We start from the raw sequence: 20,029 nt of genomic DNA, 5'->3' as shown, positions 1-20,029 counted from the left end.
CGTCAGGGCCGCGCGGTGTGATGAGGATGCCCGTGCGTACGGCGGGCTTCCTTCATCTCCGCCTCGTAGAGATGGCGCCGCCCACCCGCGAGCTCCCGGCGTACCCGCTCCTCGACCGCGACGAACGGCCGGTAATAGGTGTCGTCGTACGCCTCGACGATCTGGAAGGTCCAGCAGCCGGGGATGACGTTGCGGCCCAGGATCTCCCGCTCCACCAGGTCGGCCTGGGCCGCGTGACCACCCATCCGGAGCAGCTCGACCGCCCGGTCCAGCGTCAGATCCGCACCGCCCGTGAGCTGGTGAAACCCGTAGAGCTGCCCCCGTGCACGCTCCACCCGTTCCAACGCCTCCGTCAGCGCTCCCAGCGCCTCGACGATCGTGTCGTCGACCCCGGACGGCCGAACGTGGACTTCCTCGGGCCCGTCGGGGCCACGGCTCTCACTCATGCCTACGACTCTGCACGCGTCCCGGGCGACGCGTCCCGCCGGAACGGCGAAAGGGTGAGCGCTTCTCCGGCCGCCCCCGTCCGTCGAGGTGCGGCGGAACCGATTCTGATCAGACTGGACCTCATGGCAGAGAACCGTCGCGCCCGATCCGGGCACACAACGAAAACGGCAGCCCCACGTTCCTCGTCCCGACGCGGCCCCGAGCACGCTGCCCGTGCTGCCTGCGAGAGCCTGGAAAGACTGATCTGCCACCCCGCGGAAGGGGTGTCGGCGGTGAGGCGCAACGACGACGGATGGTGTGTCGTCGTCGACGTGCTCGAAGTGGCCCGCATCCCGGACACCACGAGCCTGCTGGCCTCCTACGAGGTGCAGATCGACGAGCGGGGCGAACTCACGGAGTACAGCAGAGTCCGCCGCTACCGGCGTGGCTCCGCCGACGAATGACCCGTTTCGCCTCTCACCCGGAAGGACGCTCCATGACCACGACCATGTACGCCGACGAAGTCGCCCCGTGCCCGCCCAGGGCCGGCACGCTCTACGACGTTCTGGAACTCATCCTCGACCGCGGCATGGTCATCGACGTGTTCATCCGGGTGTCGCTGGTCGGCATCGAGATCCTCAAGATAGACGCGCGCATCGTCATCGCGAGTGTGGACACCTACCTGCGCTTCGCCGAGGCGTGCAACCGGCTCGACCTGGAGCGCGACTCGGGCAGCACCACCATCCCCGAGCTGCTCGGCGGACGCGCCGCCAAGTCCGTGGGCAAGCGCAAGGTGCGCAAGACGGCGGAGTCCGTCGGCGACTCCGTCCGTAAGGCCGTGGGGAGCGGTGACGATGACGACGATGAGAAGGAAGAGCGGCCGAAGAAGCGCCGGGCGCCCGCGCGCGACGGGGCGAGCCGACGCCAACGCGCGGAGGCGTGAGCCGTGACCGAGAGCCGTGTGTACGTGTACGCGATCATCCGGGCCGGAGCGGAGCTTCCGGCCGACGCGGTCGGCGTGGGCAGCCCTCCCGCCGCGCTGCGGCTGGTCGGTGACGGGCGGGTCACCGCCGTCGTGAGCGACGCGCCGGAGCAACTGCGGGCGCGCCGCCGGGACCTCATGGCGCACCAGGAGCTGCTGCTGCGCCTCTCGGACAGGGGCCCCGTGCTGCCCATGCGGTTCGGCGTGATCGCACTGGACGAGGCGTCGGTCCGTGCCCAGCTGGCTGGATCGGAGAGCGAGCACCTGGCGACCCTCCACCACCTCGACCGGAGCGTGGAGATCAACGTGAAGGCGCTCCCCGCCCAGGACGCGCTCGCGGCTGTCGCCGCCGAGGAGAAGAACGTACGGCGGCTACGCGAAGAGGTCCGCCGCCGCCCCGGTTACGAGGCCAACGTGCGGCTCGGTGAGGCGGTGGCAACCGCGCTGTCCCGCCGAGCTGCCGATGCCGGGGGGAAGCTCCTTCACCAGCTCACGCCCATGGCCCGGGCGGTGGCTGCCGGGCCGGAGGTTCTCGGATGTGCGCTCAATGTGTCGTTTCTCGTCGACCGTAAGGAGAGCGACGCCTTCCGGGCAACGGCGCAGCGGTTCGCCGACGCGCACAGGGAGCGTGTCGAGCTTCGCGTCGCGGGTCCGCTGCCCTGCTACAGCTTCGTCCCCTCCCGTGCTCCGCGGGCGACGGTCTCGAGGGTCTGAGATGGGACTGTTCACCGGCCTCCTCCTGCTGCCCCTCGCTCCGGTCCGCGGCGTGATCTGGGTCGCCGAGAAAGTGAATGACGCGGCCGACCGCGAGCTGCACGACCCGGGTGTGATCCGGGCCCAGCTCGCCGCGCTGAACCAGGAGCTCGAGGACGGCAACGTCGGCCTGGAGGAGTTCGAACGGGAAGAGGCGGAGTTGCTCGACCGGCTCTATGCCGGACAAGCCCGCCCCGCGCCGAACCATCGAAGGTGACTTACTCATGGAAGATCAGACAAAGGTGACGCTCGCCGCAGCCGTTGTGGGCGGATACGTACTCGGTCGCACGAAGAAGGGGCGCGTGGCGCTCTCCGTCGCGACCTATCTGGCAGGCAGACGCTTCGGCCTGGAGCCACGCCAGCTCGCCGCCGAAGGCATGCGCCGGCTGGGCGAGATGCCGCAGTTCGCTGAACTTCAGGACCAGTTGAAGGGCGAGGTCCTCGACTCCGGCAGGAAGGCACTGACAGCGGCGGCCGACAGGGGCATGAACTCGCTGGCCGACGCCCTCAGTGACCGGACGGCGCGGCTGGAGGAGTCCGACGAGGACGAGGACGAGGACGAGTACGACGAGGACGAGGAAGAGCAGCCGGAGGAGGAAGAGGAGGAAGACGAGGAAGAAGAGGAAGAAGAACCGGAGGAGGACGAGGAGGAAGAGGAAGAGGAAGAGGAAGAAGAACCGGAAGAGGACGAGGAGGAAGAAGAGGACGAGGAGGAGCCGGAGGAGCCGCGGCCGAGCTCTCGCAGGGGCAAGTCCTCCGATGAGGCAGCCGGCAAGAAAGCGGCGGCGAAGAAGCAGCCCGCTGCGAAGAAGGCTGCCGCCAAGAAGGCACCGGCGAAGAAGTCCGCGGCGAAGAAGTCCGCACCGGCCAAGAAGACCGCTGCCAAGAAGACCGCAGCGAAGAAGCCGGCAGCGAAGAAGGCAGCACCGGCCAAGAAGAAGGCGGCGGCCAAGAAGTCGGCACCGGCGAAGAAGTCCGCAGCCAGGAAAGCGCCTGCCAAGAAGTCGGCTCCGGCCAAGAAGTCGTCGGCCAAGAAGAGCACTTCAGGCAAGAAGGCGACGTCATCGAAGCGAGCCGCGTCCCAGCGCGGCGCACGGCGGAGGTAGGCAGCAATGGCCAGGACGGACAAGGACGAGCCCGAGTCGGAAGCCTCGGGCATGGACCGCCTTCGCGAGGAGCTCTCGAACTTCGTCAGCGCACAGACGGGGAAGCTCGCGCAGAAGGCCGGCGACAAGCTGACCGGGCTCACGGGGCAGCTCACCGACGTCGCCGAGAACGGCGGCTCGCTGCCGTCGGTCGCCTCTCGCGTCGTGCAGGGCGAATCGCCGGTAAAGGCCTTTGTCTCGGAGAAGGCCGGGGACGTCAAGGACAAAGTCGTGGACAAGGCCAAGGACGTGTTCGGGGGTGGGAAGGGCAAGAGCCAGTCCGGCGGGGGTAAATCGATGAACATCATCGAGGTCCTCGATGTGGGGGTGCCGCTGCGGGACGCGTACGACCACTGGACGCGTTACGACAAGTTCGGCAGCTTCACCAAGGGCGTTCAGAGCGTTTCGATGGATGAGGAGATGTCGAGCGACTGGAAGGTCAAGATCGGCCCTTCCTCGCGCGGTTTCAAGGCAACGGTCCAGGAACAGATCCCTGACGACCGCATCGTGTGGACCTCCGAAGGAGCCAAGGGCTCCACGCGTGGTTGTGTCAGCTTCCACGAACTGGCGCCGAGCCTCACCCGGATCGTCCTCGTGATCGAGTACTACCCCTCGGGATTCTTCGAGAAGACCGGCAACCTGTGGCGGGTACAGGGCCGGCGGATGCGACTCGACTTCAAACACTTCCAGCGGTTCGTCACGCTCACCGATGAGGAGCCTGAGGGCTGGCGCGGCGAGATCCGCGACGGGGAAGTCGTCATGACGCACGAAGAGGCCGAGGAGAAGGAGGAAGCCGAGAACGAGGAGTCCGAGGACTCGGACTACGAGGACGAAGAGGCGCCGGAGGGGGACGAGGAGGAGGAAGAGGAGCCGGAGGACGAGGAGGAGGACGAAGAAGAACCCGAGGAGGAGTACGAGGACGACGAGGAACCCGAGGACGAAGAAGAGGAAGGCGAAGAGCCCGAGTACGAGGACGAAGACGAAGAGCCCGAAGAAGAGGAAGAAGAGGAACCCGCCCCCAGGAAGCGAAGCGGACGGAGGGCGTCGAGGTGACTGATCTCGACGTCGGGCGGGAGGCGTACCCCATCCCGGGGCCGCAGAACACCAACCTCGCGGACATCCTCGAACGCGTCCTCGACAAGGGCATCGTCATCGCGGGTGACATCAAGATCGACCTTCTCGACATCGAGCTGCTCACCATCCGGCTTCGCCTCTTCGTGGCCTCCGTCGATACCGCGAAGAAGGCCGGTATCGACTGGTGGGAGACGGATCCCGCGCTGAGTTCGCGCGCTGCCCGCAACTCCCTCCTGGACGAGAACCGTGAACTGCGCGAGCGTCTGGAAGCGCTCGAGTCCAAGACGGACGAGACATCGGACAACTGATGAGCAGGGAGAATCGAACCACATGACGGAGCGGGGACCCGGACAGCCTTCGGACAGAAGCGCCCTCTATGTATTCGCGGTGTGCGACGCACCGGATCCGGCGGTGTTCGCGGACCTGCCGGGTGTCGCGGCCGGCCAACCGCTGCGCCTCTTGCGGTTCGGTGAGCTGACCGCGATCGTCCAGTCCGTCCAAGCGGCCGATTTCACGGACGAGGTGTGGCAGGTCCGTATGTCGGACCGGGACGAGCTGGAACGATACGCGCGCGCGCACCACGACGTGGTGTCGGCAGCCGCCGCGTCGTGCCCCACCGTCCCTGTCCCGCTCGCCACCCTCTATCACGGGGAGGACCGGGCCCGGCAGGCCCTCCTCGACGAGTCCGTCCGCTTCAGCACCGCTCTGGAGCGCACGGCGGGCCACTCCGAATGGGGAGTGAAGGTCTACGCGGCCGATTCCCCGGTGCCCGACCCGGGCCCCGCTCCGCTCCGGCCGGAGACACCGGCCGGGCGTTCCCGCCCCGCCCCCGGAGCCGGTCTGGCCTATCTCGAACGCAAGCGAGGAGTGCAGGTGCGGCGCGAGCAGCGACATGAGGACGCCCTCCGGCTCGCCGAAACGGTGGACGCGGCGTTCGGGAACCTTGCCGCCGCGGGGCGCCGTCTGCGGCTGCACGCTCCCGAACTCGTGGGAAAGGGGCGCGTCCAGGTGCTCAACGCCACCTACCTCGTGGCGGAGCACCGCGGGGCCGAACTCCAGGAGCTCACCCGGGCACTGAGGGACGCGACCGGGGCCGGGATCGACATCTCCGGGCCCTGGGTGCCGTACTCCTTCGTCGGTGAGGTGTAGAGATGGAGCGCGAGGTGGTGCCCTGGGACAACCCCGAGCCACTGAGCGGACCCATCGGGGTGCCGCTCGTCGATCTGCTGGACAGGGTCCTGGCGACGGGGGTGGTGATCAGCGGAGACCTGGTGATCGCGATCGCGGACGTTCCGCTCGTGCGGCTGTCGCTCCACGCCCTGCTCTCGTCCGTCAACGAACGCGTCCCGGCTCCCTGGGCGGACGGAGGCCCGCTGTGACCACTTCACGACTCGACGTCGACTCGGACCAGTTGGGGCGCGATCTCGTCGCCCTGGTGCTGACAGTGGTGGAACTGCTGCGGCAGCTGATGGAGCGGCAGGCCATCCGCCGTATCGATCAAGGGGACCTCACCGACAGCCAGGTGGACGAGATCGGCACCACGCTCATGCTGCTCGACCAGCGGATGGCTGAGCTCTGCGAACAGCACGGGGTGCGTCCCGAGGACCTCAACCTGGATCTGGGTCCGCTGGGCACCCTTCTGCCCCGCGACTGACGCAGGCGAAACCCGGATGTTCACAGAAGCAACTGAATGAGCTCGGGTCTGGGCGTGGTGACGGCAAAGGCATATGCTCATATATGTCCACAATATCCGCACGGGGTGTTCGTTCCGGAGGTAGCCATGATCATCATCGGAGCCATCCTTCTGATTCTCGGCCTGGTGACGGGTCTCGGCGTGCTGTGGACCATCGGGATCATCCTGCTCGTGATCGGGCTCGCCCTGTGGCTCCTGGGTGCTGTCGGGCACGCGGTCGGAGGTCGCCGGCATTACTGGTGATGTCGCCTCGCCCGTGTTTGAGGTGAGAGTGGCGGGGCAAAGCCCAAGTGGCGCGGGAGCGCTCCCACGCCGGTGGATCCCCCCCACCTCCCCTCGAAATGGAGATCGCACCATGATCTGTCATGATCGCGTCAACTTAGGCGGCTGGGTACTGCGCTTGGGCGGCGTATTCGTCGCCGCTCTCCTCTGTCTCCTCCCGTGGACAGGCACCGCGGACGCCCACGGCTCCGTCGTCGACCCGGCCTCCCGCAACTACGGCTGCTGGCTCCGCTGGGGCGATGACTTCCAGAACCCGGCCATGGAGCAGGAAGACCCCATGTGCTGGCAGGCGTGGCAGGCCGACCCGAACGCCATGTGGAACTGGAACGGGCTGTACCGCAACGGATCCGGCGGCAACTTCCCGGCCGCCGTGTCCGACGGTCAGCTGTGCAGTGGTGGCCGGACGGAGAGCGGACGGTACAACTCCCTCGACACCGTGGGCGCGTGGAAGACCACCGACATCACCGGTGACTTCACCGTGAAGCTGTACGACCAGGCCAGTCACGGCGCCGACTACTTCCAGGTGTATGTCACCCGGCAGGGATTCGACCCCGCCACGGAGGCGCTGACCTGGGGTGACCTGCAGCTGGTCGCGGAGACGGGCAGCTACGCCCCCAGCCAGAACTACGAGATCCCCGTGAGTACCTCAGGTCTCAGCGGCCGTCATGTGGTCTACACGATCTGGCAGGCGTCGCACATGGACCAGACGTACTTCCTCTGCAGTGACGTGAACTTCACCTGACCCTGCGCCGTGCTCCCGACCTGGACCCCGTCGGCCGTTCCTGACCGGCGGGGTCATCGAACGATCGTGCACCCGGGCGTGTGTGCGTCTGTCAGGTGATCGATTGGCGGTGCGCTCGGGGCCGACCTAACGTCGATGAGTGAACGTTTCCGTTCTCCCCTGACTTGTTTGGCGACTAGTGCTATGACCGGATCGCAAGCGAAGTCTCCGCCTGTTGCCGGATCCCCGGAGCGGGGCCACGGCAAGGGGATCGCCCTGCTCGTCATCGCCTCGTGCCAGCTGATGGTGGTCCTCGACGTCACCATCGTGAACATCGCTCTGCCGCACATCCAGTCCTCCCTCGGGTTCTCGACCGAGAGCCTGTCGTGGGTGATCAACGCCTACACCCTGACCTTCGGCGGGCTGCTTCTGCTCGGTGGACGGCTGGGTGACATCCTCGGGCGCCGCAGAGTATTCATCTTCGGTGTGCTGCTCTTCGTGGTGGCCTCGCTGCTGGGCGGACTCTCGCAGGATTCCTGGCAACTGCTCGCGGCGCGCGCCCTACAGGGCGTCGGCGGCGCGATCGCCTCACCGACCGCGCTCTCCCTCATCACCACGACCTTCCGCGAAGGACCCGAGCGGAACCGGGCGTTCGGTGTGTTCGCCGCGGTGTCGGCGGGCGGAAGCGCGATCGGCCTGCTCGCCGGCGGTCTGCTGGTCGAGTGGCTCGACTGGCGCTGGGTGCTCTTCGTCAACATACCCATCGGCCTGCTGATCGCCCTCGGAACGCCTCGCCACATCAAGGAGTCCGAGCGGCACCCCGGCCACTTCGATCTCCTCGGGGCACTGACCTCCACCGTTGGCATGGTGCTGCTTGTCTACGGCTTCATCCGGGCCTCCGAGGACGGCTGGAGCGACAGGCTGACCCTCGCCTCCTTCGGCGCCGCCGTGGTGTTCCTCCTGGTCTTCCTGGCCGTCGAGCGCCGGTCGAGGCAGCCCATCACACCCCTGCGCATGTTCAGCGACCGCAACCGCTCCGGCGCCTACGGGATGATGCTGTGCCTGGCCGCGGCGATGTTCGGCATGTTCTTCTTCCTGACCCTCTTCGTGCAGAACATCCTCGACTTCAGCCCGCTGCGCGCCGGGCTGGCCTTCCTCCCAGTGAGCGCGATCATCGCGATCAGCGCGGGTCTCGCCTCGCGGCTGCTGCCACGATGGGGCCCCAAGCCGTTCATGGTGACGGGTGCGGTCCTGGCCGCGGTGGGGCTCGGCTGGCTCACGCAGACCGATGTCCACAGCACCTACCTGGGCAGCATCCTCGGACCCATCCTGGTCTTCGGATTCGGTATGGGCATGCAGTTCGTGTCGCTGACCCTGATGGCGGTCTCGGGTGTGGCGCCGCGAGAAGCGGGGGCCGCGTCCGGAGTCCTCAACGCCACCCAGCAGGTCGGCGGTTCGCTGGGGCTGTCCATCCTGGTCACGGTGTTCGGTACGGCCAGCCGCAACGAGGCGACGGATCAGATACCGCGCTTCCTCTCCGAAGCGACCCCCGCGCAGCAGCTGGAGTTCCGCAGGACCGGTGAGCTCCCCGCACCGTGGGGTGACCAGGTACTGGCTTCCGGCGTCTCCAGCGCGTTCATCGCCGCCGCCGTCTTCTCCGTCGTCGCGGCGCTGGTGGCTCTGCTGGTCATCCAGGTCCGGGCCTCCGACCTGGAACGCCTGCGGGGCGGAGGGGCCATGGGCCCACCGACGGCCGAGCAGAACGCTCCGGAGGCAGTCGCGGGCGCAGGGGACCCGGATTCGGGCCGCGCCGGCGATCCGCGCGACGCCGGAGTTCCGACACGAAAACGAGACGGAGGCGAAGGTTCCCCTCCACTTGGATAGGGTGCCGTTCGCCATCAGTGTCCTTCGGGGGAGATACAAGTAGATGAGTGGTCAGCAGCAGGACCGGGGCAACGGCTCCCAGATCTTTCAGCCACTGGCTGGGGACGACCCGGCGACGATCGCCGGATACCGGATCGCGGCCAAGCTCGGCGCAGGCGGGATGGGCAAGGTCTACCTGTCGTACACACCTGGCGGGCGCCCCGTAGCGATCAAGGTGATCCGGCCCGAATTCGGCGAGGACGCGGAGTTCCGGCGCCGCTTCGCCCAGGAAGTGCAGTCCGCGCAGCGGGTGCAGGGTCTGTTCACGGCGCCAGTCATCGACGCCGACACCGAGGGCACGCAGCCCTGGCTGGCGACCGCGTACGTGCCCGGCCCCTCCCTCGCCGACGCGGTCGCCGCGCACGGAGCACTGCCCGTACAGGCGGTGCTCCTGCTGATCGCGGGCATGGCGGAGGCCCTCCATGTCATCCACGGCGCGGGCATCGTCCACCGCGACCTGAAACCCTCCAACGTGCTGCTCGCCGCCGACGGGCCCCGGGTCATCGACTTCGGCATCGCCTACGCGGCCGACGCGACGTCGCTCACCGGCAGCGGGGTGACCATCGGCACGCCGTCGTTCATGGCGCCCGAACAGGCCGCCGGCCGCAAGGTGACCCCGGCCACCGACATCTTCGCCCTCGGGCAGGTGGCGGCGTACGCGGCGACGGGCATCCCGGCCTTCGGCGAGGGGACCTCGCACGGAGTGCTCTACCGGATCGTGCACGAGGAACCGGACCTCACCGGGGTTCCTGAGCGGCTCACGGAGCTCGTCACCCGTTGTCTCACGAAGGACCCCGCGGGCAGGCCGTCGATCGCCGAGATCATCGAACTGTGCCGGACCGCGAACGCGGAGACGGTCCTGCGCCGTCCCGAGGACTGGCTTCCCGCGCCGGTGGCCGCCGACATCACCGTACGCGCGGCCGCTCCCGCTCCTGTCCAGACCCCGCCGCCCCCGGCCACCGCCCCGGGTGCGGCGTACTCACCCACCGCGCCCGCCTCCCCGGCACCGGTCGCGCAGGCCCCCGCCACACCGCCCCCGGGGTTCGGGCCGCCGCAGCCCTACCCGCACCACCAGCCGCAACATCCCACGCAGCCGACCGGTGCGCAGGGCCGTGCCTACGCACCCACCCAGCATCCCTCGCCTTCGCATCCGCAGTCGTATCCCGGGCCCGGGCGTCCCATGCCCGCCCGCGTGAACCAGGCCGCCGCGCCGAAGAAGAGCACGGGCAGACGCGCTCTGTTCATCGCTCTCGCGGCCGCACTGGTCTTCGGTATCGCGGGCGGTGGCACGGCGTACCTGCTGGGCAAGGACGACGAGAAGCAGACACAGGGCGGGAGTTCGCCCCAGGGCGGGCAGAAGGGGACGGCGAGCGGGACGCCGGACCCGGACGCGAAGCCCGCGGACACCTCGGACGACGACGCGGAGGAGAAGCCCGCCCCCGAGCCCGCCGAGTACAACGGCATCAACCTCACTGCCGGCTACCACCTGACCCTCGCGGACGAGGACGTACGGCCCCAGGAAGGCGAGGACGCCGGGTACGAACTCTCCTACGACACAGGCGGATACCTCGACGCGGAGAGCACCGACGGCAAGCTGGTGCTGCTCGACCCGTCCCAGGAGGGTTCGCTCGAGGCCTGCCGGGCGGACACCAGGTTCACCGAGAACATCGACACCGAGAAGCTGTCGAAGGGCCGTCAGGTCTGCGTGTTCACGGGCAGCGGCCACATCGGTCTCGTGACGGTGCAGGGCTTCTCGGTAGAGGACTCACCGAGCAAGTACATGACTCTGGACCTGACGGTCTGGCGCAACGCTGCCGTCTGACGGACCGTGCCGACTGACGGCGGACGGTGGGGCGTTCCCGGCCCCACCGCCCGCCTTCCGCCGAGGCGGGTGTCAAGCCAGATTCACGAGACGGATGTAGCGCACCCAGTCCCAGTGGACCCCGGGATCCGTGTGGTCGCTGCCGGGCACCTCGTGATGACCGATGATGTGCGCGCGGTCCTTGGGCAGGCCGTAACGGTCGCAGATGTCCGCCGTGAGCCTCGCCGACCGCTCGTACATCGGGTGGGTGAAGTACGACGGCTGGTCGACCCAGCCCTCGTGCTCGATGCCGATACCGGGCGTGTTGTAGTCCCAGTTCCCCGCGTGCCAGGCGACGTCCCGCTCCCGCACGCACTGGGCCACGAGCCCGTCCCCCGAGCGCACCACGTAATGGGCGGACACCTTGCTGGCCGGGTTCCGGAAGATGCCGATCGTCTCGGTGAACGTCTGCTGGGCGACATGGATGATGACGCGGTCGACGGAGTACTCCGAAGGACGGTTCGCCACTGTGTAGTTGGACGTGGACGCCGGAGCCCACTGGGCACCGGGGTGGTCCGTGTCCGCCGTCGGCGCGGCCACGGCACGGGCCGAGGCCGGAAGGAGCGCCGCGGTGGCCGTCACCGCGGCGCTCTGAAGAATCCGTCTGCGTTGCATCGGTGCTCCTGTGCGATGGACGTGCGTCCGGTCTACGGCACAACACGCCCCGCCCCACCCGTACGGTTCCGCCCCGGAGAGGACCGTACGTGCCGGGGTGCACCGGCGACCCGCGCGCCCCGGCCCTCAGGAGCCGGACTGCACCCCGGCCAGAGCTGCCGCGGGATCGTCCTCCGCCGGGCCTGCCGGGACCCACCGGCCGCGCTCCTTGACGTACGGCCACCATCGCCCGTCGGGCCCGTACCGCAGCTGGGCACCGGAACCGACCACCGTCCAGCGGTTGTCGGCGGCACGGAGCTGCGGGCCGTCGCCCTCCTCCCACGCGGAGGCGAGCTGCGCCCGGGCGCGTGCGAGTTCGTCGGGGCCGGGCAGCCACTTCCCGTCGCACACCGCCAGCGCGGCCGTCCCGCCGTACCTCCAGGCCCGCACCGCTACGTCGAGACCGGCCGGTCCGCGTTCGGCCGCCGCACCGAGACGGGCCGCGAGACGGGCGTCGGGCCGGCCGTCGGCAGCCAGCCGCACGGCGTCCTGCTCCGGCGTCAGCACGGCTGTCAGGGGCTGCTGTCCGTGCCCGACCGCGAGCGCCTCCGCGAGCATCGCGAAGGCCCGTACGGCGCTGTCCGCCGCCAGGAACTCCAGAGCCGAAGGGTCGACGCCCCCGGCCGGATCCGTCTCCGTGTCCAGCGAGGGCGGCACGCCCGGCTCCGCCGGCAGGGGCGGGGGAGGGGGCAGCGGCGGCAGGATGTCCCGCGCCGCGTACGCCTCGTCGGCCCGCACCCCGCGCGCCGCCGGAATCCCGGCCGACGACTCGTCACGCGTCCCGCGGACGGCACGCGCGGCGCTGCGCACCTGCAACTCGTCGAGCAGCCGCCGCTCGTCGCGCCCCCGCAACAGCAGGAGCACGAAGGGGTCCTGGTCGAGCAGCCGTGCCACCTGGTAACACAGGGCACCCGTATGCGGACAGTGGTCCCAGGCCTCGCAGCTGCACTCCGGCTCCAGGTCGCCGATGCCCGGCAGCAGTTCGAGGCCGGCGGCGGCCGCGTCCTCCACCAGGTGCGGCGGCATCTCGCGGTCGAGCAGGGCGGCGATGTGCCCCGACCGCTCGGACGCCATGTCCAGGAACCTGTCCCACTCCTCCTCGGTCAGCCCCTGGAGCAGCACGTCACTGCGGTACGCCGTCGAGTCGCGGTCCTGCACGACCGCTGTGATCCGGCCGGGCCGGACGGAGACCGCGCCGACCCTGCCCTCCCGGGCCAGCCGCCGCCCCTTCTTGAGCTGCTGACCGTCGAGTGCGGTGTCCTCCAAGGCCTTCAGCCACGCCTGCCCCCACCAGGAAGAGGCGAATCCCCGGCCCTGTGCGGGCGGCAGTGCGGCAAATGTGCGCTCCGGCTCGTAACCCTCGTTCATCGTGCGCCCCCTCGCAGCTCGACCAGCCCGGCCAGCTCCGCATCGCTCAGTTCCGTCAACGCGGCCTCGCCGCTGCCGAGTACCGCGTCCGCGAGCCCTTGCTTCCGGGCCAGCATGGCGGCGATCCGGTCCTCGACGGTGCCCTCGGCGATCAGCCGGTGCACCTGCACCGGCTGGGTCTGCCCGATCCGGTACGCGCGGTCGGTGGCCTGCGCCTCCACGGCCGGATTCCACCAGCGGTCGAAGTGCACGACGTGAGCGGCCCGGGTGAGGTTGAGCCCCGTACCCGCCGCTTTGAGCGACAGCAGGAAGACCGGTACCTCGCCTGCCTGGAACCGGTTCACCATGGCCTCCCGCTCGGCGACCGGCGTGCCACCGTGCAGGAACTGGGTGGGGACCCCGCGCGCAGCCAGATGCTGTTCCAGGAGCCGGGCCATCTGTACGTACTGGGTGAACACCAGCACCCCGGCGCCCTCGGCCAGGATCGTGTCGAGCAGCTCGTCCAGCAGCTCGACCTTCCCCGAACGGTCCACGATCCGCGGCTGTTCCTCCTTGAGGTACTGCGCCGGGTGGTTGCAGATCTGTTTGAGCGCCGTCAGCAGCTTCATGACCAGCCCGCGCCGGGCGAAGCCGTCCGCGCCGGAGATCTCCTCGAGCGTCTCGCGTACCACCGCCTCGTACAGGCCGGCCTGCTCCACCGTGAGCGACACGGCGCGGTCGGTCTCCGTCTTCGGCGGAAGCTCCGGAGCGATTCCGGGGTCGGACTTGCGGCGCCGCAGGAGGAACGGGCGGACCAGAGAGGCGAGCCGCTCGGCCGCGGCGGGGTCGTTGCCTCCCTCCACCGCGCTCGCGTAGCGGGTGCGGAAGGTGCCGAGCCGCCCGAGCAGCCCGGGGGTCGTCCAGTCGAGGATCGCCCACAACTCGGAGAGGTTGTTCTCCACCGGCGTACCGGTGAGGGCGACACGGGCCCGCCCACCGACGGCGCGCAGCTGCCTCGCCGTCGCGGAGTGCGGGTTCTTGACGTGCTGTGCCTCGTCGGCGACGACGATGCCCCAGGACGTCTGGGCCAGGCGCGCGGCGTCGAGACGCATGGTGCCGTAGGTGGTGAGGACGAACTCGCCGTCCACCAGGCCTTCCAGCGAACGCGACCCGCCGTGGAAGCGGCGTACCGGTGTCCCCGGGGCGAATTTCTCTATCTCCCGCTGCCAGTTGCCCATCAGGGAGGTGGGGCACACCACGAGCGTGGGCCCGGCAGCGGATTCGATGCCCTGCCGGTGCAGATGCAGGGCGATCAGTGTGATCGTCTTGCCGAGTCCCATGTCGTCGGCGAGGCAGCAACCGAGACCAAGTGAAGTCATGGTGTGCAGCCAGTCGAGGCCACGCAGCTGGTAGTCGCGCAGACTGGCGTCGAGCGCGTCCGGCTGCCCGACAGCCCGGCGGTCCTCCGACTCGGGGTCGGCGATCCTCTCGCGCAGCTGCTCGAGCCAGCCCGTCGCCGCCACTTCCACCCGGTGCCCGTCGACGTCGGTGGTTCCGGTCAGCACGGCCCCCAGCGCGTCGATGGGGGTGACCTTGCGGTCCTGGGTCCCGCGGGCCCGGCGGGCGTCCTCCGGATCGATCAACACCCACTGGTCACGCAGTCTGACCAGTGGTCTGCCCGCCTCCGCGAGCTGGTCGAGCTCCGCGCGGCTCAGGTTCCTGCCGCCCAGCGTGAACCGCCAGTCGAACGCCAGCAGTGCGTCGGCAGACAGGAAGGACGGAGTGTCCCCTCCCGTCCGCGCGGTCGGCGCGCCGTCGTCCTGCGGGCCGATCACCGCTCGCGCGGTGAGCTTCCTCGACAGCTCTCTGGGCCAGTGCACCTGGACGCCCGTCGAGGCGAGCGCCCTGGCCGCCGGGCCCAGCAGTTCGGCGATCTCCTCGTCGGCAGGCTCGACCGCGTCCGGAACCGCCGCCGACAGAAGGGGCGCCAGCGGGGGCCAGGCCCGGGCGGCGCGCCGCAGGGCGAGCAGGGCGTCCATGCGGGCGCGCGGACCGAACAGCGAGGCGGCGGGGGAGCGGTCGGCCCACACGTCCGCCGCGTCGGCGACGTGGGCGGGGTCCTGGACGCTGTGAATCTGCAGGACCGCACGGAACGAGGGGGCGCGGCCGGCGTCCTCCACGCCCTCTGCGTCGACCGCAGAGCCCAGTCCCGAGACCTCGACACGGAGGGAGAGCCGCACGCCCGCATCGTGACCGGCCGCGACGTCGGCGGCCCACGTCCGGAGCCCTGGCAGATGCTGCGCCTCCGGCGAGGCGAACGCCGGTGTGCCCGTGGCCAATCCGGCCGCCGGGGTGCGCGGGAGCCCGTCCACCACCGCGTCGAGGAACGACCGCAGCAATGACTCCGGTTCGGCGAGCATCACGGGCTCGGCCGCGGGATCGATCGGCACCGCATGAGCATCGGGCGGCATGGAAGCCGCCAGCACCCGGATCCGCTCCAGATCGTCCGCCGTCAGCGGACCGGCCCGCCAGGCATCGCGGTCGGTGGGGCTCAGTCCGGGCAGCAGCAGTCCACGCGCGACGAGTTGGAGCGCGAGGACGCCGGCAGCGCCCCAGAACGCCGCGGAAGGGGACGAACGGGAGTCCGCCCGCGCCCGTGTCAGGACCGGCAGCGCGTCGCGCACAGGCAACAGCAACGCCGGGACCGCACAAGGGCGGACGTCGCCTCCGACGACCGTCAGCTCCGCCGGACTCCCTGCTTCACCGGGAGGGGTGCTACCGTCCGCATTCCAGAACGCGATCAGGCCGGTACGGGCCGGATCCGCGGGGAGGAAGACTGCGGAGCAGCGGGACAGTTCAGAGATCTCGTTGAGCGTTGCCGCAGGGAGCCTGTGCACAGCGATGTCAGATTCCTCAAATTTGACTAGTGAGCCCGGGGTTCGCCGAGGGTACTCCACCCACGGCCCGTTCCGGGAGAAATGCACAGTGATCCACCTCACTCATTTCTGCCTTCTGAAGCCTGGGGTGCAGCCCGCGACACCACCGGACAGGGGGCTTTCCCCCGTATGACCGGGGTGATGGCGCCATGGCTGCCGCAGGCCCGCTCTCCGTACGTTTGACGAGGTCAGCGCAGATGCCCAGAAACCGGAGACGTCATGCCCCAGGCGGTAGCAGCCACCGTTGCGCAACACATCGGCGACGGATCGGAGGGCCCGGCGGTCCCGCCGGCCACCGGAAGTGATTTCGCACCGCTCCTGAAGACCGTCAAGGGGCAGGGGCTCCTGGAACGGCGCACGGGCTGGTACGCGGCGGGGATCGCCGCCAACATGGTCGCTCTCGGAGCCGTGATCACCAGCATGGTGCTCCTCGGTGACACCTGGTGGAACCTGTTCCTCGCCCTGCCGCTGGCCGTCCTGTGGACCCGCACGGCGTTCTTCGGGCACGACGCGGGCCATGCCCAGATAACCGGCGACCGCAAGGCCGGCCGGATCGTCGGTCTCGTCCACGCCAATCTGCTCCTCGGAATGAACGAGGCCTGGTGGAACGACAAGCACGTACGCCACCACGCCAACCCCAACCACATAGACAAGGACCCCGACGTCGGGGTGGGCGCCCTGGTGTGGACCCAGAAGCAGGCCGCTCAGCGCGAGGGTTTCGCCCGCTGGCTCACCCGCAACCAGGCGCGGCTCTTCTTCCCGATGCTGCTCCTCGAAGGCATCGCGCTCAAGATCTACGGCTTCCAGTTCCTGCGGCGGCAGCCCGCCCGTGAGCGCGTACTGTCCGGCCTTCTGCTGACCGGTCACCTCGCGCTGTACGCCACGCTGCTCCTGACCGTCATGTCTCCGGGCAAGGCCGTCGTCTTCGCCCTCGTGCACCACGGTCTGTTCGGTCTCCACCTGGGCATGGCCTTCGCTCCGAACCACAAGGGCATGGAGATGCCGGACCCCGACGGTGACCGCTGGGGGCACCTGCAGCGCCAGGTCCTCACCTCGCGGAACGTGAAGGGTGCCGTGCTCACGGACTGGTTCCTCGGCGGCCTCAACTACCAGATCGAGCACCACCTCTTCCCGAGCATGCCCCGCCCCCACCTCCGGCTCGCCCAGCCGCTGGTGAAGGCGCACTGTGCCTCGATCGGGATGCCGTACGCGGAGACCGGCATCATCGAGTCCTACCGGCAGGCCCTGGAGCACATGCACGAGGTCGGCGAGCCGCTCCGGTAGACCGTCGCGCTGCTCGTGCCGCGAAGCCGGAACCGACGGACGCTCGCAGGCGTTCTCTCACCAGGAGCGGCCCCGGCCGCGGAGGAGGCACGATCATGTCGAACGGTGCAAAGATCGCCATCGGGGGAGTTGTCGCAGCAGTCGTCCTGATTCCGTTCATCGGATTCTGGTGGTCGCTGCTGGTCCTCATCGGCGTACCCACGGTCGGGTACCTGATGCTCGACCCGTCGCAGAGGCGCAGGCTCCGCAGGATCAGCCGTAAGGAGATAGGGCGCTGAGCAGCACGGTCATCGCGGTCAGCAGCAACGGCGAGTACTCCTTCACCAAGCCGAACAGGGAAAGCGTCACGCTCCTCGCCGGTCTCGGTGTGGAGGGGGACGTCCACGCCGGTGTCACGGTGAAACACCGCTCGCGGGTCGCCCAGGACCCGACGCAGCCCAATCTGCGTCAGGTGCATCTCATCCACCAGGAGCTCTTCGACGAGCTCAGGGACGCGGGATTCGAGGTCGGCCCGGGCGGCCTCGGGGAGAACATCACCACCAGCGGAATCGATCTCCTCTCGCTCCCCGTGGGCACGCTGCTCCACCTCGGCGGCGAAGCCGTGGTAGAGGTGACCGGCCTGCGGAATCCCTGCCTGCAGATCGACAACTTCCAGAACGGACTGCTCAAGCAGGTCGTCGGCCGCGCGGACGACGGCGCCGTCGTCCGCAAGGCCGGAATCATGGGCGTCGTCACGGCGGGCGGAGTCGTGCGGCCCGGCGACGCCGTCGAGGCGGAGCTGCCCGTCGGGCCGCACCGTCCACTGGAGCGCGTGTAGTACACACGGGTCGTGCCCGGCGAGCCTCGCGCGGCTCGTGTGCGCGCCACGCGTCAGGACGGCCGGACGGCCAGTTCGTCGAGCGACTTCAGCAGGCCCGGCAGCTCCGGGCCGCGGCCGACCGGCATGATCTCGCCCGGCTCCTCGTCCAGCAGGATGAACGCGATGTCGTCGGTCCTGGCCACCAGGGACCAGCCGGGGCCGTCGGCCCGCAGTGTCCGGGCCCCGCCAGGGGCGAACGCGGAGCGGATCCGGCCGGGCGGGGGCGGAGATTCGAGATACGCCCGGGCCGCTTCGAGCGCCTTGCGTACGCCGGGGTGCTGACCGGACGCGGCGGGCTCCGCCGTGGCCCTCGCTTCCCCGGCCGGAGCTTCCCCGTCAGGAGCCTCGGTGCCCGGAGCTTCTCCCGCCGGAGCCTGGCCGTCCGGAGCCTCGCCGTCCGGCCCGGGTTCCTCGGGCCGGACGAACGCGGTCTCGTCGTCGATCTGCTCGCGCCACGCGGCCCACTGCAGGGCTATCTCGTCCGCGCCGAGGCGCCGCTGCGGAGCCCCCCAGACCTCGGTGTCCGGCGGCGTCAGCGGCGCCGGGCCCTCATCGTCCGGGCCGGGCAGCGGGTCATGCGGCTCGGGGACGCCGGGCGCGGCGACCGACAGTGCGAGCGGCCACCCCGGGAGCGCGCAGACCACCGAGCGGTCGTCGGGGGAGAGGTCGTACTCCATCCCGCAGTCCCACGAGGCGATGGCGACGGCCACCAGTGAGACGTCCTCGATGACCACCGTCCACCGGGCACCGCCGCTGTCCTGGCCGAGCACGAGGCCGTACCCCTCGGCATACGGCTCCAGACCGAGCGCGGCGCACGCGGCCACGTAGTCGTCGCCGAGCACGCTGGGGAACTGGGCGGGCGTCAGCAGCACCGCGGTCAGCACAAACAGCGCGTCGTCGTCGGCGACCGTGTCGTCCGTCGCAGCCACAGCACCCACCCTCATCCCTGATCGCTCGGTCCGTCGGCGCACCTTAACTACTCGGTAACCCTGTCGTCGAGGCCCTGACAAGCGATAACGGCCACGTACCCGGAGCGCGCCACCGGCCACCGGGGCACGCCGCAGCGCCCCTCGTGCCGTGGTGCCGGCTGCCCGGCACACGTAGGGTTGTGGCTCCGGCCGACGAGGGGGACAGCATGGTGAAGCGGTTCGAACGTCTGAAGGAGATCCAGCGGCTGGACCCGGAGCGGGACTTCCTCGAGATCTACCGGCTCACCGTGTCGTACGAGTTCCCCTGGGACATCACCCGCGCTCTCGAACTCGCCCTGTACCGCACGTACGCCGTCCCCAGCATCGGCCGACTGCTCGCCGAGACGGGTGAACTGACGGAACGTTCACAGAAGAGGTACGACGACACCGCACTTCTTCTCGACGCCGTCGTCGAGCACGGTTTCGACAGCGAGGAGGGCCGTACGGCCGTCCGGCGGATCAACCGGATGCACCGCAGCTACGACATCAGCAACGACGACATGCGTTACGTGCTGTGCACCTTCGTCGTCACCCCCAAACGCTGGCTCGACACGTACGGCTGGCGCAGGCTGTCCGGCCACGAACTGCGGGCCTTCGCCGCGTACTACCGCACGCTCGGCGCCCGGATGGGCATCCAGGAGGTGCCGCAGACGTACGAGGACTTCGAGCGCGCCCTGGACTCGTACGAGGAGGAGCACTTCGGCTGGGACGAGGGCGCACGCGCGGTCTCCGACGCCACCCTGGCCCTGATGGGCTCCTGGTACCCGCGCCCGCTCGCTCCCGTGGTCCGCAGAGCCAGCCTGGCTCTCCTGGACGATTCGCTGCTCCGGGCGTTCCGGTACGAGCGCCCGGGCCCCCTCGCCCGGGGGCTGACCCGCGGGGCCCTGCGCCTGAGGGCCCGCGCCGTACGGCTCATGCCGCCGCGTTCGACCCCGCATTACGCCCGCCAGAACCCGGAGATCAAGGGTTACCCGGACGGCTACGAGGTGGCCGGGCTCGGCACGTTCCCCACACCGGGTGTGCGCGGCTGCCCCGTGCCGCACGGGCGGCCCTCGGACGCACCGGCCGAGTGACCGGGAGGGTGGCAGACGGGACGGAGGGGCCCCAGCGCCCGGGGGCCC

23 protein-coding genes are annotated in these 20,029 nt (G+C 69.7%); 18 read left to right on the top strand and 5 right to left on the bottom strand.

Annotation, left to right across the window (positions count from 1 at the left end; translation table 11 throughout):
* Nucleotides 1-2: 2 nt before the first annotated feature.
* On the bottom strand, nucleotides 3-446 hold the full coding sequence (locus tag ACIBCU_RS21975) for a hypothetical protein (protein ID WP_399233260.1): 444 nt from the start codon (nucleotides 444-446) through the stop codon (nucleotides 3-5).
* Nucleotides 447-569: 123 nt separating this feature from the next.
* Here ACIBCU_RS21975 and ACIBCU_RS21970 point away from each other — a divergent pair, with 123 nt between their 5' ends.
* From ACIBCU_RS21970 to ACIBCU_RS21905, 14 genes are all read left to right on the top strand, one after another.
* The gene (locus ACIBCU_RS21970) at nucleotides 570-890 is read left to right on the top strand and encodes a gas vesicle protein (RefSeq protein WP_362930333.1); all 321 of its coding nucleotides are present in this window, start codon (nucleotides 570-572) and stop codon (nucleotides 888-890) included.
* 32 nt (nucleotides 891-922) lie between these two features.
* Nucleotides 923-1,369 carry a gas vesicle structural protein GvpA gene (locus tag ACIBCU_RS21965; protein ID WP_362930334.1) on the top strand — a complete coding sequence of 149 codons (447 nt, stop codon included), beginning with the start codon at nucleotides 923-925 and terminating at the stop codon, nucleotides 1,367-1,369.
* Nucleotides 1,370-1,372: 3 nt separating this feature from the next.
* Nucleotides 1,373-2,122: a GvpL/GvpF family gas vesicle protein gene (locus ACIBCU_RS21960; RefSeq protein ID WP_399233258.1), complete on the top strand. Its 750-nt coding sequence runs from the start codon at nucleotides 1,373-1,375 to the stop codon at nucleotides 2,120-2,122.
* 1 nt (nucleotide 2,123) lies between these two features.
* Nucleotides 2,124-2,378: a gas vesicle protein GvpG gene (locus tag ACIBCU_RS21955; protein WP_362930336.1), complete on the top strand. Its 255-nt coding sequence runs from the start codon at nucleotides 2,124-2,126 to the stop codon at nucleotides 2,376-2,378.
* Nucleotides 2,379-2,385: 7 nt separating this feature from the next.
* Nucleotides 2,386-3,267 (top strand): histone protein, encoded by an 882-nt coding sequence (locus tag ACIBCU_RS21950; protein WP_362930337.1) that lies wholly within the window; start codon nucleotides 2,386-2,388, stop codon nucleotides 3,265-3,267.
* 6 nt (nucleotides 3,268-3,273) lie between these two features.
* Entirely contained in the window at nucleotides 3,274-4,359 is a 1,086-nt protein-coding gene (locus ACIBCU_RS21945) for an SRPBCC family protein (RefSeq protein ID WP_399233256.1), read from the top strand.
* Nucleotides 4,356-4,688: a gas vesicle protein gene (locus ACIBCU_RS21940; RefSeq protein ID WP_362930339.1), complete on the top strand. Its 333-nt coding sequence runs from the start codon at nucleotides 4,356-4,358 to the stop codon at nucleotides 4,686-4,688. Before ACIBCU_RS21945 ends, ACIBCU_RS21940 begins: the two co-directional genes overlap by 4 nt.
* A gap of 22 nt (nucleotides 4,689-4,710) precedes the next feature.
* Complete coding sequence (locus ACIBCU_RS21935; protein WP_399233253.1) at nucleotides 4,711-5,529, top strand: GvpL/GvpF family gas vesicle protein; 819 nt, start codon at nucleotides 4,711-4,713, stop codon at nucleotides 5,527-5,529.
* Between the two features lie 2 nt (nucleotides 5,530-5,531).
* Nucleotides 5,532-5,759, top strand: a complete 228-nt coding sequence (locus ACIBCU_RS21930) for a gas vesicle protein (RefSeq protein ID WP_033302348.1) — start codon at nucleotides 5,532-5,534, stop codon at nucleotides 5,757-5,759.
* Nucleotides 5,756-6,034: a gas vesicle protein K gene (locus tag ACIBCU_RS21925; protein WP_104782631.1), complete on the top strand. Its 279-nt coding sequence runs from the start codon at nucleotides 5,756-5,758 to the stop codon at nucleotides 6,032-6,034. The genes ACIBCU_RS21930 and ACIBCU_RS21925 overlap by 4 nt, the downstream gene beginning before the upstream one ends.
* A gap of 126 nt (nucleotides 6,035-6,160) precedes the next feature.
* Nucleotides 6,161-6,316 (top strand): DUF6131 family protein, encoded by a 156-nt coding sequence (locus ACIBCU_RS21920; protein ID WP_167359481.1) that lies wholly within the window; start codon nucleotides 6,161-6,163, stop codon nucleotides 6,314-6,316.
* Nucleotides 6,317-6,428: 112 nt separating this feature from the next.
* On the top strand, nucleotides 6,429-7,097 hold the full coding sequence (locus tag ACIBCU_RS21915) for a lytic polysaccharide monooxygenase auxiliary activity family 9 protein (protein WP_362930344.1): 669 nt from the start codon (nucleotides 6,429-6,431) through the stop codon (nucleotides 7,095-7,097).
* A 183-nt stretch (nucleotides 7,098-7,280) separates the two neighbouring features.
* Nucleotides 7,281-8,960, top strand: a complete 1,680-nt coding sequence (locus ACIBCU_RS21910; protein ID WP_362930346.1) for an MFS transporter — start codon at nucleotides 7,281-7,283, stop codon at nucleotides 8,958-8,960.
* A gap of 43 nt (nucleotides 8,961-9,003) precedes the next feature.
* Nucleotides 9,004-10,821 carry a serine/threonine-protein kinase gene (locus ACIBCU_RS21905; protein ID WP_399233250.1) on the top strand — a complete coding sequence of 606 codons (1,818 nt, stop codon included), beginning with the start codon at nucleotides 9,004-9,006 and terminating at the stop codon, nucleotides 10,819-10,821.
* 72 nt (nucleotides 10,822-10,893) lie between these two features.
* Here the strand turns inward: ACIBCU_RS21905 and ACIBCU_RS21900 are convergent, their stop codons facing one another.
* The 3 genes from ACIBCU_RS21900 to ACIBCU_RS21890 form a co-directional block, all read right to left on the bottom strand.
* Entirely contained in the window at nucleotides 10,894-11,475 is a 582-nt protein-coding gene (locus ACIBCU_RS21900) for an N-acetylmuramoyl-L-alanine amidase (RefSeq protein ID WP_362930350.1), read from the bottom strand.
* Nucleotides 11,476-11,601: 126 nt separating this feature from the next.
* Nucleotides 11,602-12,882, bottom strand: a complete 1,281-nt coding sequence (locus ACIBCU_RS21895; RefSeq protein ID WP_399233248.1) for an SWF or SNF family helicase — start codon at nucleotides 12,880-12,882, stop codon at nucleotides 11,602-11,604.
* The gene (locus ACIBCU_RS21890; RefSeq protein ID WP_362930354.1) at nucleotides 12,879-15,758 is read right to left on the bottom strand and encodes a DEAD/DEAH box helicase; all 2,880 of its coding nucleotides are present in this window, start codon (nucleotides 15,756-15,758) and stop codon (nucleotides 12,879-12,881) included. Before ACIBCU_RS21890 ends, ACIBCU_RS21895 begins: the two co-directional genes overlap by 4 nt.
* A 258-nt stretch (nucleotides 15,759-16,016) precedes the next feature.
* On the opposite strand from ACIBCU_RS21890, the gene ACIBCU_RS21885 reads away from it, so the two are divergent.
* From ACIBCU_RS21885 to ACIBCU_RS21875, 3 genes are all read left to right on the top strand, one after another.
* Nucleotides 16,017-17,081, top strand: coding sequence for a fatty acid desaturase family protein (locus tag ACIBCU_RS21885; RefSeq protein WP_399233246.1), 1,065 nt, complete (start codon nucleotides 16,017-16,019; stop codon nucleotides 17,079-17,081).
* Between the two features lie 95 nt (nucleotides 17,082-17,176).
* Nucleotides 17,177-17,359, top strand: coding sequence for a hypothetical protein (locus tag ACIBCU_RS21880; protein ID WP_028442276.1), 183 nt, complete (start codon nucleotides 17,177-17,179; stop codon nucleotides 17,357-17,359).
* Nucleotides 17,356-17,898, top strand: a complete 543-nt coding sequence (locus ACIBCU_RS21875) for an MOSC domain-containing protein (protein ID WP_399233894.1) — start codon at nucleotides 17,356-17,358, stop codon at nucleotides 17,896-17,898. Before ACIBCU_RS21880 ends, ACIBCU_RS21875 begins: the two co-directional genes overlap by 4 nt.
* Before the next feature lie 53 nt (nucleotides 17,899-17,951).
* On the opposite strand, the gene ACIBCU_RS21870 is transcribed toward ACIBCU_RS21875, so the two are convergent.
* Nucleotides 17,952-18,869, bottom strand: coding sequence for a hypothetical protein (locus ACIBCU_RS21870; RefSeq protein ID WP_362940522.1), 918 nt, complete (start codon nucleotides 18,867-18,869; stop codon nucleotides 17,952-17,954).
* Nucleotides 18,870-19,075: 206 nt separating this feature from the next.
* On the opposite strand from ACIBCU_RS21870, the gene ACIBCU_RS21865 reads away from it, so the two are divergent.
* Entirely contained in the window at nucleotides 19,076-19,981 is a 906-nt protein-coding gene (locus ACIBCU_RS21865) for an oxygenase MpaB family protein (protein WP_399233243.1), read from the top strand.
* Nucleotides 19,982-20,029 lie beyond the last annotated feature (48 nt).

The sequence above is a fragment of the Streptomyces sp. NPDC051064 genome (genome assembly GCF_044455985.1).
Lineage (GTDB): Bacteria > Actinomycetota > Actinomycetes > Streptomycetales > Streptomycetaceae > Streptomyces.
The sequence above is the reverse complement of the archived record's forward strand: the minus strand, read 5'-3'. Positions and strand labels throughout refer to the sequence as shown.

Bases quoted from the DNA above. Each gene is read 5' to 3' on its own strand.
- ACIBCU_RS21975 (WP_399233260.1), bottom strand. From the start codon at position 446: ATGAGTGAGAGCCGTGGCCCCGACGGGCCCGAGGAAGTCCACGTTCGG.
- ACIBCU_RS21970 (WP_362930333.1), top strand. From the start codon at position 570: ATGGCAGAGAACCGTCGCGCCCGATCCGGGCACACAACGAAAACGGCA.
- ACIBCU_RS21965 (WP_362930334.1), top strand. From the start codon at position 923: ATGACCACGACCATGTACGCCGACGAAGTCGCCCCGTGCCCGCCCAGG.
- ACIBCU_RS21955 (WP_362930336.1), top strand. From the start codon at position 2,124: ATGGGACTGTTCACCGGCCTCCTCCTGCTGCCCCTCGCTCCGGTCCGC.
- ACIBCU_RS21950 (WP_362930337.1), top strand. From the start codon at position 2,386: ATGGAAGATCAGACAAAGGTGACGCTCGCCGCAGCCGTTGTGGGCGGA.
- ACIBCU_RS21945 (WP_399233256.1), top strand. From the start codon at position 3,274: ATGGCCAGGACGGACAAGGACGAGCCCGAGTCGGAAGCCTCGGGCATG.
- ACIBCU_RS21935 (WP_399233253.1), top strand. From the start codon at position 4,711: ATGACGGAGCGGGGACCCGGACAGCCTTCGGACAGAAGCGCCCTCTAT.
- ACIBCU_RS21930 (WP_033302348.1), top strand. From the start codon at position 5,532: ATGGAGCGCGAGGTGGTGCCCTGGGACAACCCCGAGCCACTGAGCGGA.
- ACIBCU_RS21920 (WP_167359481.1), top strand. From the start codon at position 6,161: ATGATCATCATCGGAGCCATCCTTCTGATTCTCGGCCTGGTGACGGGT.
- ACIBCU_RS21915 (WP_362930344.1), top strand. From the start codon at position 6,429: ATGATCTGTCATGATCGCGTCAACTTAGGCGGCTGGGTACTGCGCTTG.
- ACIBCU_RS21910 (WP_362930346.1), top strand. From the start codon at position 7,281: ATGACCGGATCGCAAGCGAAGTCTCCGCCTGTTGCCGGATCCCCGGAG.
- ACIBCU_RS21905 (WP_399233250.1), top strand. From the start codon at position 9,004: ATGAGTGGTCAGCAGCAGGACCGGGGCAACGGCTCCCAGATCTTTCAG.
- ACIBCU_RS21900 (WP_362930350.1), bottom strand. From the start codon at position 11,475: ATGCAACGCAGACGGATTCTTCAGAGCGCCGCGGTGACGGCCACCGCG.
- ACIBCU_RS21895 (WP_399233248.1), bottom strand. From the start codon at position 12,882: ATGAACGAGGGTTACGAGCCGGAGCGCACATTTGCCGCACTGCCGCCC.
- ACIBCU_RS21885 (WP_399233246.1), top strand. From the start codon at position 16,017: ATGCCCCAGGCGGTAGCAGCCACCGTTGCGCAACACATCGGCGACGGA.
- ACIBCU_RS21880 (WP_028442276.1), top strand. From the start codon at position 17,177: ATGTCGAACGGTGCAAAGATCGCCATCGGGGGAGTTGTCGCAGCAGTC.
- ACIBCU_RS21865 (WP_399233243.1), top strand. From the start codon at position 19,076: ATGGTGAAGCGGTTCGAACGTCTGAAGGAGATCCAGCGGCTGGACCCG.